Genomic DNA, 13,075 nt, shown 5'->3' with positions numbered 1-13,075 from the left:
ATTTTTTATCAGATCGAAACCTGGTATTGGAGAATCCAGGCTCCTTTTCTACCATCCTTCACCAATTCATTCGCAACGACCCCGTTTTTATAAACAGGACGGTTCTCATAGTTCAAAGTCAGTTTTGCGTTGTTTCCTTTGATGATCCAGTTTACACCTACATTATAAAGGTTCATCGGATCTTTCAGCCGTTCATAATCCGAACGCTGAACGGATGCAAACGGCATCAGCGTTCCCTGACTGCCAAGCAATCCATCTTTGAATTTATAGCCGGCCTGCGCATAGGTAACATTACCGGTCCCGAACATCGGGTAAGCATTACCATGTGTTCCGCTCGCACCTGCTATCGGGAGTGTAGTTCCGGTTGCCGGATTCATGCTTCCGTTATAACGCAGATATCCCTTGCCATAATCCATATGGAAAAATCCAAGATAACCGGAGACTGCGGTTCCTTTCTCTGTGTCAAGCGGCATATCAAGATATGACGCCACCGACCACAGATTCATATTGCTGTAAAGGGTATCAGCCCCTTCTCTTCTCCATGTCGCATTTTTTTGTGCGATAAATCCAGCTTCAACATTCCAGACTTTGCGTTTCCCCAGGTAAGTTCCGGTCATATAACCCGGCGTAGTATTATCTTCTGTATCAAAAATATTGTAGATCAGTAATCCGTCCAGTTGTTTTTTGTGTTTCTTCTGGGCAAAAACAGCGTTACCACCCAACACCGGAGGAACAGCCCCATTGGTTTCAATCGGAAAAGGATCAGCAACTGCTATCCGATAGTTAAACTTTCCTACTTGTCCCCGGCTGTAAATCGCCAGTTTACGAGCAAACTGGTCGGTTTGGTCCACTGTGGCCTGTGCAAAAATCGGAACATCCATGGTCATGATGGTGCCTATGCTCGGCTGAGAGAAACGGGAAAGTCCGTTCACAACCGTCAGCCCTCCCCCAAAACGGATAAAACTGTTGCCTTTACGCTGAATCTCGTATTCACCAAGCGCGTCGTGGAAAAATGCGGCCACTTTCCGGTTGCTCGGCGTTCCGGCTGTGTTATAACCCGGGAAACCATTTGTTTTATTAAAATTGTTCAGTCCAAACTGTGTATAAAAAAAGACACGATCAGTAATCTGGCCAAAGAGCTGCATCCGCGTACGACGCAAGCCAATATCAAAGGTGTTGGAAGCAGGATCGCTTAAAACCGTGGTTCCCGGGTTGTTTTCATTGAACCGGAACCAGGCCTGATTGGTAAATGTAAATTTCACATAATGCGAGCCCGAAGAGTTAAGACTATACCGGATATCGCTTTTGTTATTGTCATCCGTTGGCTTAATTTCCGCCATGACTCCCGATGAAGCCAGTAAAATTGAACAAAGTACTTTTTTCATTCCCATACGTTATATTGTTTCATATGCTAATAGCGTATATTACCCTTGATAAAGAGTCGAACGTTATTAAAAAATAGGTTAAAATGTTTTTTTTAGTGAGAAAAGAATGTTCTTCAAACATGTCTTTTTACAACCGTTGCGCCAAACATAAGCACATTTTAAACGGCATTATACTGTTTTTATTTGTGTTTTTTTCTTCTGCGGCTGCACAGGAGACACCTCCTCTTGTCAATTTTCCGAATACCCTTTACAAAGCGCACAACCAGAACTGGGCCATCGACCAGAGCAAAGACAACGTCATTTACACCGCCAATTCTGACGGACTTCTTGAATACGATGGTGCCGTATGGAAGTTATATCCTTTCCCCAACCGGCAGATAGTCAGGACAGTTTTAAGCGATACGGCGCCTGACGGCGACGGTCGTATTTACGTTGGCGGATACTCCGAATTCGGGTACTGGAAAAAGAACGAAATGAGCCAGCTCGTCTATCATTCATTAAGTAAAGGAGCCAATTTTAAAAGTTTACAAACCGAAGAAATCTGGCACATTTTAAAAGCCGGAAACAATATTTATTTCCAGTCTTTTTCCCGCATCTACCGCTACGACGGCAAAAAAATAACCGAACTGCTATCGAAGGACAACTTCATGTTCATGCGAAATGTCAGGAACCGGCTTTTCATCCAGTTTCTTAACAAAGGGTTATATGAGTTGGTAGGCAATACGTTTGTCAAACTGGCCGGAAGCGATTTTTTTGCCTCGTCTGTTGTTACAAGTATCCTTCCATTTTCAGGCAATCGTGTTTTAATCACAACTTCCAAACACGGGTTATTTATCTGGGACAACGGAAAATTCTCGGAGTGGAAAATAGCAATTGCCGATGATCTTAAACAGAATATCATCAACAAAGCAGTTGTTTTAAGTGCAGACAGCAGCTTCGCTTTTGGCACGATTTCAAAAGGATTGTATGTCGTTGACAAGAACGGGAATTTAAAATATCAGATCAAAAAGGAAAACGGTCTGCAAAACAATACCATATTGTCCCTCTTTGAGGATAATCGCAAACACTTATGGCTTGGGCTTGATCAGGGCATCGACCTTATTAAGCTATCTTCACCGATTATCTCCTACCAAACCAATGACAATCCGCTGGGGTCAACCTATGCAGCAGCGATCTGGAAAGACAAGTTATACATTGGCTCTAACAATGGTGTGTTTGTAAAAAAATGGCTGTCATCCGAGCCTTTCCGCCCGATCCGCGGATTGGAGGGACAGACCTGGAACCTCAAAGTACTTAACAACCAATTGCTGGCCGGCCATAACGACGCTACTTTCCGGATTGAAGAGAATGGGATAAAAAAAATATCTTCGATTAACGGGGGCTGGGTATTTCTGCCTATCGCAACCGGCCAGGATACACTCCTGTTACAGGGTTCCTACACTGGCCTGCACATTTATAAAAGAGATCCGAAGGGAATCTGGACTTACAATGCTGCTGTAAAAGGTATTCCGCCAATTCCGGCCAAACAGATCGTCAGAACAAAAGATGGTTCTTTATGGATTGCTCATGCGTACAGAGGTTTGTATCATATTGTTTTAACGCCCGGGCTGGACTCGGCACTTTCCTGGAAAGAGTACCGCTCACCGCAGGATATTCCCAGTGAATATGCCGTTGAAATTACTCCCTGGAAACAAAGCGTATTGGTGCGGTCGGGTAACAACTTTTTTCAGCCCGACGGCAACAACAAACTGCTGCCTTATAAAAATCTCGGCATCCTGGATGATAACGTGTTTAAAATCCGGACCGGCAGTGACAGCGATTGGTTTAAAATCTATCTTAATCAGGTCGTTTTTTATCACAAAAACGAGCCGCGCCCATTGGAACTTGCATTGATCCGAAACAGTGAAACCGTAATCCCTTTGTCAAAAAGATATTATTTCTTTTGTCTTGATAACGGCTATGCCTTGTACGACCGGACATTCGGAGAGAAACCGATCACAGCTACTTTGAAACCGGCAATCCGGAAGGTAATTAATCTGAGAAATTTGTCGGAGATGTTTGGCACGAACAACAACACCGCGTTACCAGCCGATGTCCGTTCTATCAGAATCATGTACGCGCTGCCGATTTTCGGGCAGGATATACAATATAAATATCGTTTGCGAGGACTTTCTGAACAATGGTCGGAATGGACCGAGGAGAGTTATGTTGATTATACCAACCTCGCGTCCGATAAGTATATTTTTGAAATCAAGAGCAGCCTGAATAATCAGATTACTGCATATCATTTTGTTGTGAAACCTTACTGGTACGAAACCGTCTGGGCCCGTTTACTCTTTGTTTTGCTTGCGGCAGCGGCTTTAACGGGCATTATCATTTTTCAGGAAAAAAGACTCGTGAGTCACCGCCAGAAATTGATAAAAGAACAGGAAGAAAAACTGCGGCAGCAAAAACTGATCAATGAAAGAAGGATTATCGAAATCACCAATGAAAACCTTCAGAACGAAATCAAAAACAAAAGCCAGCAACTGAGCAATGTTGCTATCAACGTCGTTCGCAAAAACGAGATCCTTCAGGAGATCCGTGATGAGCTGCAACAGGTGAAACAGGAACTCGGGCAACAACTCCCCAATATCCATTATCAGAAATTACTGAACAGTATCGAAAGAAATGTTGCAGGCAAGGATGACTGGGTGCTGTTTGAAGAAAATTTCAACGAAGTACATGACGAATTTTTCAAAAGACTGAAAAGAATTTGTCCTGCAATCTCCCCCTCTGAACTGCGACTTGCGGCATGTCTCCGCATGAATCTTTCCAGCAAGGAAATGGCTCCTGTACTGGGAATTTCTGTCCGCGGAATTGAAATCAAGCGTTACCGTCTCAGAAAAAAACTGGATTTAGATGCCGATCTTAACCTGACCGAGTATATGATGGACATATGAAAGGATAAGACAAAACCAATTTTAATGCAATAAAATACTATATTTTGTTGCATTATTCTCATTGATGTAGTGGTGATGTAGTGGTATTTTTGACAATAGGTATGATTAGTACTTAGTTTTGAAGACAATTTAATCTTCTAAAAGTTCAATACACCTAATTAATCACCAATGAATGGATATGTACGATCACTGTACTTGTTGATCTTTCTGGCGTGCAGCACAACACTTGCGTTCGCACAGGAAATTAACATAACAGGTAAGGTCACTTCAGCATCAGACGGCTCAGCGCTTCCGGGAGCCAGTGTATTACTAAAAGGAACAACAACAGGAGTTCCTACTGATACCGACGGCAGTTTTAATATCAAGGTTCCTTCTTCGAGCTCAATTCTGGTTATTTCAATGATTGGAATGACTTCACAGGAAATCACAGTTGGCTCAAATTCGGTTATTAATGTAGCACTTCAGGAAGACGCCCGCTCACTAAACGAAGTAGTTGTCGTTGGTTACGGCTCACAAAGAAAAGTAGATGTGACAGGATCTGTGGTGGCGATCAAGGGAGCGGAAATTGCCAAGCAATCTTCTATAAACCCGGTCAGCGGTCTTCAGGGAAAAGTAGCTGGTGTTCAGGTAAACAATTCCGGAAAACCAGGCGAAGCACCTCAAATCCGTATCCGCGGTGTCGGTACGGCATACGGCAGCCCAAACCCTCTTTATGTTGTAGACGGTGTGTGGTTTGACGATATCAGTTTTCTTAACTCGGCTGATATTGAAAGCATGAACATTCTGAAAGATGCATCCAGCCAATCCATTTATGGGGTACGTGCAGCGAATGGCGTGGTTTTGATCACAACAAAAAAAGGAAAATCTGGCAAAGCAATTGTTGATTACAATGGTTATGTTGGTGTTCAAAAAGTGACCAACCAGGTCAAAATGGCCAATGCAAACGAGTATGCAACGATTATTAATGAGTTGAGCAATATCAACGGCGGCAAGCAGATTTTGGATCCGACCCAATATGGCGAAGGTACAGACTGGTACAAGCAGATTCTACGCGATGCGTTTATCACCAATCACCAGATTTCTGTGAGCGGCGGCGGCGAAAAATCTACTTACAACTTCTCGCTGGGATATCTGAAACAGGATGGTATTGTTGAAAAAAATAATTTTAAACGTTACACAGCCCGTTTTCAAAATGATTTCCAGGTAGCTAAAAACCTTCGCGTGGGTTATACAGCAACCGGTGCATTCAGCAAATCTCAGGACGAAGCAGGTGGTATTTTCAGACAATTGTATGCTGCATCTCCTGCACTTTCCGTGTACAATGCTGACGGGACCTATGGCGATCCATCCAAACTGAATCTTGGAGATGGTGCCAATTTCAACCCTCAGGTTACTGTTGATGTTTACAATCAAAACACAAAAAAGACGCTTCTGACTGCGAATGCCTACGCAGAATTGTCTTTCCTGAAAGATTTCACTTTCAAAACCAGTCTTGGCGGCCGTTATTCACAAGATGAAACACGGGCTTATGTACCGGTGTACGCAGCTACGGTTGCACAACGTAACACAAACAGCCTTTTAACTTTCACGCGTCCACAGGCACGTTACTGGATCTTTGAAAATACACTGACGTATACCAAAGAGATCGGTAAACATAACTTCACGGCTCTTCTTGGCCAGTCTGCACAGCATGATCAGTCGTACAAACTAACTGCCTCAGCCCGCGATGTTCCTTATTCGAGCGAAGGTGATTTATATCTTACATTGGGTAATGTGGATGGAAGAAACGTAACGGATGAAGGAGATCTTGCTACGTATTCATCTTACTTCGGACGTGTCAACTACTCGTTTTCCGATCGTTACCTGATCAATGCATCTTTGAGAGCGGATGGATCATCCAAGTTTTATCAGGGAGGTAATGCATGGGGCTATTTCCCATCGGTAGGAGCCGGCTGGGTGATCAGCAATGAAAGTTTCATGAAAGATCAAAAGATATTTGATAACCTTAAACTTCGTGCAAGCTGGGGTAAAATCGGTAATGCTTCGGTTCCTTCAAACTTATCTACCCTGACAGTTGCGACCGGAGGAAATCTGGCTGCTATTTATGGCGGAACGGTTAACACAGGTGCGAGTATTAACTCGATCATCCCGCCGGTTACTGTCTGGGAACGTGGTGTAGGAACGGATATCGGTTTGGAAGCATCTTTAATGAAAAATCGTCTTACTGTTGAACTGGATTATTACACAAAGAAAACAGAACGTGCGATTTTCGATCTTCCTATCCTGGCTTCAATTGGAACAGCTTCCGGAAAAATCATCGGCAACCAGGCCGATTTCCAGAATAAAGGTTTTGAAGCAGCTATCAGCTGGAAAGATGATATCGGCGAAAATCTTTCTTACAGCATTGGCGTCAACGGAAGCGTTAACAATAACAAAGTATTGTCTGTGTCTACCGGTGCCAACCCGATTTATGATGGAGGCGTTGGACTTACAGGTGGTGCGCTTGCAACAAGAACAAGAGTTGGAGATCCGATTGGTTCATTCTACGGATACATCGTTGACGGCATTTTCCAAAACCAGGCAGAAATCGACGGATCGGCACAGAAAACAGCTAAGCCGGGTGATTTTAAATACCGCGATATCAGTGGAAGCAATGGTACTCCTGATGGCAACATCACAGGATTGGATCGCCAGGTAATTGGAAATCCTAACCCAAAATATACTTACGGTATCAACACGAGCTGGAATTACAAATGGTTTGATTTGATGCTCGACTTCCAGGGCGTTGCAAAAGTTGACATTTACAATGCAAACATGGGATGGCGTTATGGAAATGAAAATTTCACCAAGGATTATTTCGATAACAGATGGCATGGCGAAGGAACTTCCAATACTTATCCGTCAGCCAATATCGGTGGTGGTTCCAACTATCTTGCCAATTCGTTCTTTGTGCAAAGCGGAAGTTACTTCCGTGTGAGAAATGCGCAACTGGGATATACGTTCCCGGCAGCAGTTACAGATCGTCTGAAATTGAAAAAATTGAGAATCTATGCCAACGCGCAGAATGCACTTAATTTCTTCAAGTACAAAGGACTTTCACCGGAAGTGAGAGCGAATGAGAACAAGCCAACTCAGGCAGGTATTGATGCTAACGTGTATCCGTTATCAGCTACCTACAACTTTGGTATCAATGTTACTTTCTAAGACGAATAAGACTATGAAAAATATAAATTTGAAAACGAAATTAGGAAGATTCGGGCTTTATGCCGGCCTGGCTTCAATGCTGCTGCTTCCATCAGCCTGTCAGGATAGCTTTCTGGATACCGATCCGCAAGGAAAGCAATCCGGCGACGTTTTCTGGCAAAATGAGGGAGATGCAACAAAAGCGGTTAATGCCATGTATGCCAATCTTCGCAGCTGGAACAACACGGCATTCGCTCCTATCGCGATCGAAAGTGTGGGCTCTGATGAAACAGAAAAAGGAAGTTCCGCATCAGATGCTACTTTCTTTAATACATATGATAACTTTTCTGTGGGTTCAACCGACGGCCTCTTAGGAGGATTTTGGCAGGGACAATATGAAAATATCAATTATGCCAATCAGGTACTGGATAATGTTCCGGCGATTGAAATGACTGCGGCATTAAAAGACCGTTATCTGGCAGAAGCAAAGTTTGTACGTGCTTATTCTTATTTCAGATTGGTACGCGCTTTCGGAGATGTTCCATTACGTCTGAAAGTGCCTGCCGGAACTGCTGAATATAATATTCCACGTACCGCAAAAGCTGAAATTTATGCTGTCATTGAAAAGGATCTGACGGAAGCCGCAGCGGTTTTACCCGTTTCTTACGGAGCATCAGATCTTGGCCGTGCCACCAAGGGTGCAGCGCTTTCCTTGCATGCAAAAGTATCGATGTATCAGCAAAAATGGCAGCAGGTATATGACCTGACAACGCAGGTGATCAATTCAGGAAAATATTCGCTTTTCGCTGACTACTATCAATTGTTTAGAATCAAAAATGAAAATTCTTCGGAATCTGTCTTTGAGATACAAAACGAACTGGTTCTTGAAAACAAGGATGCTTCCAATTCACAGTATTCTCAGGTTCAGGGAACCAGAGGTGTTGTTGGCGGAGGCTGGGGCTTTAACGTCCCAACCAAAGAACTGGCAGCAAGTTATGAAACCGGCGACCCAAGAAGAGACGCAACCATTATTTTCCGTGGTGAAACTACACCGGAAGGCGATGTGATCCCTACGACAGGAGATAACCCGATGTACAACCAAAAATCATACGTTCCTTTCAGCCTGTTTGTTTCAGGATTTAATGAGGGAGCGCAGCAAAATATACGTGTAATCCGCTATGCTGATGTATTGCTGATGAACGCCGAAGCTGCCAATGAACTTGGAAAAAGTGCAGAAGCCCTGGCATCTCTTGAATTGGTCCGCGCAAGGGCCAGAGGTGCAAGTACCACGATTTTACCAAAAGTAACGGCAACAGAAAAAGCGACTTTGCAAAAAGCGATCTGGAAAGAGCGTCAGTCTGAGTTGGCAATGGAATATGACCGTTATTTCGACGTCATCCGCCAGGGAAGAGGAACGGAAGTTTTTGGTCCAAAAGGATGGAAAGCAAATAAAAACGAAGTGTGGCCCGTACCCCAAACAGAAATCGACCTGAGTGGTGGTGTCTTGACCCAAAATACAGGGTATTAAATTAACCTAACTATAAATTTGAAAAGACCCGTGGCAGTGATAAAAGAAATCAGATGTTCTGATATTCCCGAAATCACTTCTGCGGGTTCTTTTTTGCCCAAATCCGGAGATTTACTCCCAATACCAGCCTTGCCGTGAAAAACTGTTCTTTATTGTTGCTACTCCTGACTTTTGTAGCCGTTGGCTGTAATAGCGGAAAGGTCAGCGCACCCGACGTTATCAAGCCTTCCACTTTCGTGGTAGACTCAACAGACAAATTTCCGGTCATTACGGACGAAGCGCTGCTCACGTTAGTCCAAAAACAAACTTTTAAATACTTCTGGGACTTCGCTCACCCGGTCAGCGGGTTGGCCCGGGAAAGAAATACTTCCGGCGATGTCGTTACTTCCGGTGGCAGCGGGTTTGGGATCATGACCATTCCTGTGGCAATTGAACGAGGGTTCATCACAAGAGCAGAGGGATTGCAAAGGATTCAGAAAATCACGGGATTCCTGAAAGCCAATACGCAAAAATTCCACGGTGCATTCCCGCACTGGATCAATGGAAGCACTGGAGCCGTTGTCCCGTTCAACACAAAAGACGATGGGGCTGATCTGGTCGAAACTTCGTATCTGATTCAGGGCTTGCTTACCGCCCGACAATATTTTAGCGGAACAGATGCCGCCGAGACAGCATTGAGAAATGACATCAACACAATCTGGCAGGGTGTTGAGTGGGACTGGTTCAGAAAAAACAACGAAAATGTGCTGTACTGGCATTGGAGCCCAACCTATAACTGGGACATGAATCTGCCCATCAAAGGCTGGAACGAATGTCTGATCACTTATGCGCTTGCCGCTTCTTCACCAACACATCCCATACCAAAAATTGTTTATGACAATAGCTGGACGAGAAATGGCTCCTTTGTCAACGGCAAAGATTATTATGGTATCACCCTTCCGTTGGGAGATGCGTACGGTGGACCACTGTTTTTCTCCCAATATTCTTTCCTTGGTCTCAACCCAAAACTGCTGATTGATAAATACGCCAATTATTTCAATCAAAATCGGAGCCATGCTTTGATTAACTACAATTACTGTAAAACCAATCCTTTGAAATATTATGGATATAGTGATCAATGCTGGGGCCTGACGGCCAGTGACATTCCGGATGGATACGCAGCAAGTTCACCAACCAATGACCAGGGAGTTATTGCGCCAACGGCTGCCTTGTCCAGCTTTCCCTACAAGCCAGTAGAGTCGATGAAAGCTTTAAAGTTTTTCTATTATAAACTGGGCAATAAAATCTGGGGAGAATATGGTTTTTACGATGCGTTCTCTCTGAAACAGCCGTGGTTTGCCAATTCCTATCTGGCCATTGATCAGGGGCCGATCATCATCATGATTGAGAACCATCGCAGCCAACTCTTATGGAATTTATTTATGAGTTGTCCGGAAATCCAAACCGGACTAAAAAATCTGGACTTTCAGAGTTCCGGCATATAGTTTCTCAACGAAAAATTATTGAAAAAGAAATTAATTAACCAATCATGAAATATATACTTTTAAACATAGCAGTATTATTCTGCCTGCTATTTTCAACGACAGAAAGTTTAGCCCAAAAGAAAAAAGCAGCAGGCCCTACCCCTGCTTTCAATCCTGCCAACAGGCCTAAAAACTTATCCGATACCGCGCTGCTTGAACTCGTGCAGAAGCAAACATTTCGTTATTTCTGGGATTTTGGCCACCCTGTGAGCGGCATGGCGCGCGAAAGGAGTAACGTTGCATTTGACTATGGCGACGAGGTAGTGACGACCGGCGGAACCGGCTTTGGTATCATGGCCATGGTCGTGGCCGCCGAACGCGGTTGGGTACCCCGGGATTCTGTCTCTGCCAGGTTATTGAAGATGGTGAAATTTCTTTCCAAAGCGGATCATTATCACGGTATATTCCCGCACTGGCTTAACGGAGGCACCGGAAAAATTATCCCGTTCGGTCGTAAGGACGACGGCGGCGATTTGGTAGAATCTTCATTTCTATTTCAGGGATTACTCACTGCAAAACAATACTTCAATGGAGATAATGATACCGAACGCGACCTTAGAAACAGAATAACCTGGATCTGGGACGAAGCAGAATGGGATTGGTACACGCGGGGAAATCCTGATCAGCTCTTCTGGCACTGGAGCCCGAACAACGGTTGGGCTATGAACTTTGAATTACGAGGGTATAATGAAACATTGATCACATACATCCTGGCGGCGTCATCCCCACGTTATCCGATCAATGCGCAGGTTTACAACAAATGCTGGGCACAAAGCGACCATTTCAGAAACGGCAAAGAGTTTTATGGCGTTAAACTTCCTTTGGGATTTGATTTTGGCGGACCGTTATTCTTTGCCCATTACTCATTCCTCGGCCTGGATCCACGAAACCTCAAAGATCAGTACGCCAACTACTGGGAGCAAAACGTGAATCACACCATGATCAACTACAAACACTGCGTGGCGAATCCAGGTCAATTTAAAGGTTATGGCGAAAACAGCTGGGGACTCACAGCCAGCGATACCTACAATGGTTACAACGCTTTTTCCCCAACCAATGATTTTGGAACGATCACACCAACCGCAGCATTGTCGTCTTTCCCATACACACCGGAACAGTCGATGAAAGCATTAAAGCATTTTTACAACGATCTGGGTGATAAAATATGGAGCGAATACGGCTTTACTGATTCCTTCAACGAATCTCAGAACTGGTATGCAAAATCCCATCTGGCGATTGACCAGGGGCCGATCATTGTCATGATTGAAAATTACAGAACGGGTCTGTTGTGGAAATTATTTATGAGTAATCCGGACGTACAGAACGGCTTAAAAAAGCTGAATTTCGAAAGCCCCGCTTTGAAAGCAATCAGCAAAAATTGATCATTCATTACCCAATATTCGCAAGAATCAGAAGCCGATACTGATCTTTCGAATTTATAAAATAAATTGTACCTTAATGGTATTTCTCAGCCTTCCGGGATCTTAAAAAATCCCGGAAGGAACTTATACCTGGACAATTTATGATGAACGCATTCTACAAAATCGGAGCACTTCTTCTGGTCATTAATGCAATGACCGTTAGCGCCACAGCCCAAATCTGGCGTGCCATAGAACCCGAAAACCTTCCCGACAAAAGGCACGAAAATGCGATGTCCCATGCCAATGGAAAACTGTACCTGTTGGGCGGTCGTGGGTTAAAATCTGTCGATGAGTATGATCCGAAAAAAGACACCTGGGTTACGCTTAGCAAAGCACCTATGGAAATGAGTCATTTTCAGGCCGTGTCTTTTAAAAATGAAATTTACGTTTTGGGCGCCTTTACAGGCAGTTATCCCCATGAAACCCCGATTCCCAATATTTATATCTTCAACCCTGTTAAAAACGAATGGCGCAAAGGGCCGGAAATACCTGAAAACCGGAGACGCGGGGCAGCCGGCGCTTTTGTATTAAATGACAAAATATACCTGGTCTGCGGTATCCAGGATGGGCATTGGGACGGACAGGTAACCTGGTTTGATGAATACAATCCGGCAACCAATACCTGGCAGCAGCTTGCAGAAGCACCTCGCCCGCGTGATCATGTACAAGTCGCCGTTGTGAATAACAAACTTTATGTAGCTGGCGGCCGGTTGTCGACTGCCAGAATTAACCAGGTTCTTAATACGACTATTGCCGAAGTGGACGTTTACGATTTTAAAATGGGTAAATGGACCACGCTTGACGCCTCCAACAACATTCCTACAAAACGCGCCGGAAATACAACGATTGCCCTGGGTAAAAAACTTCTGGTCATCGGCGGGGAAAGTGATGCACACGTAGAAGCACACAACGAAGTAGAGGCTTTCAATACCCAAACGCAAAAATGGGAAAAATACCCTTCCATGCATCAGGGCCGGCATGGTACACAAGCTGTTTCGATGAACAAAAAAGTGTACATCGCAGCCGGTTCAGCCAACCGTGGCGGTGGTCCCGAATTAAATACCATGGAAGTTCTGGAAGAATAATCAACTAC

General features: G+C 44.2%; 7 protein-coding genes. 6 read left to right on the top strand and 1 reads right to left on the bottom strand.

The window, feature by feature from the left end:
• Positions 1-8: 8 nt before the first annotated feature.
• The gene (locus tag M1L62_RS25155; protein ID WP_254562409.1) at positions 9-1,385 is read right to left on the bottom strand and encodes a hypothetical protein; all 1,377 of its coding nucleotides are present in this window, start codon (positions 1,383-1,385) and stop codon (positions 9-11) included.
• A 185-nt stretch (positions 1,386-1,570) separates the two neighbouring features.
• Here M1L62_RS25155 and M1L62_RS29640 point away from each other — a divergent pair, with 185 nt between their 5' ends.
• From M1L62_RS29640 to M1L62_RS25125, 6 genes are all read left to right on the top strand, one after another.
• Positions 1,571-4,327, top strand: a complete 2,757-nt coding sequence (locus M1L62_RS29640) for a two-component regulator propeller domain-containing protein (RefSeq protein WP_254562408.1) — start codon at positions 1,571-1,573, stop codon at positions 4,325-4,327.
• A gap of 168 nt (positions 4,328-4,495) precedes the next feature.
• Entirely contained in the window at positions 4,496-7,531 is a 3,036-nt protein-coding gene (locus tag M1L62_RS25145; protein WP_254562407.1) for a SusC/RagA family TonB-linked outer membrane protein, read from the top strand.
• Between the two features lie 13 nt (positions 7,532-7,544).
• On the top strand, positions 7,545-9,038 hold the full coding sequence (locus M1L62_RS25140; protein ID WP_254562406.1) for a RagB/SusD family nutrient uptake outer membrane protein: 1,494 nt from the start codon (positions 7,545-7,547) through the stop codon (positions 9,036-9,038).
• Positions 9,039-9,172: 134 nt separating this feature from the next.
• Positions 9,173-10,522 carry a glucoamylase family protein gene (locus M1L62_RS25135; RefSeq protein ID WP_310590002.1) on the top strand — a complete coding sequence of 450 codons (1,350 nt, stop codon included), beginning with the start codon at positions 9,173-9,175 and terminating at the stop codon, positions 10,520-10,522.
• A 44-nt stretch (positions 10,523-10,566) separates the two neighbouring features.
• Positions 10,567-11,943, top strand: coding sequence for a glucoamylase family protein (locus M1L62_RS25130; RefSeq protein WP_254562405.1), 1,377 nt, complete (start codon positions 10,567-10,569; stop codon positions 11,941-11,943).
• 140 nt (positions 11,944-12,083) lie between these two features.
• Complete coding sequence (locus M1L62_RS25125) at positions 12,084-13,067, top strand: Kelch repeat-containing protein (RefSeq protein WP_254562404.1); 984 nt, start codon at positions 12,084-12,086, stop codon at positions 13,065-13,067.
• Positions 13,068-13,075 lie beyond the last annotated feature (8 nt).

Source organism: Dyadobacter diqingensis (genome assembly GCF_024220585.1).
Taxonomy (GTDB): Bacteria; Bacteroidota; Bacteroidia; order Cytophagales; family Spirosomataceae; genus Dyadobacter; species Dyadobacter diqingensis.
The sequence above is the reverse complement of the archived record's forward strand: the minus strand, read 5'-3'. Positions and strand labels throughout refer to the sequence as shown.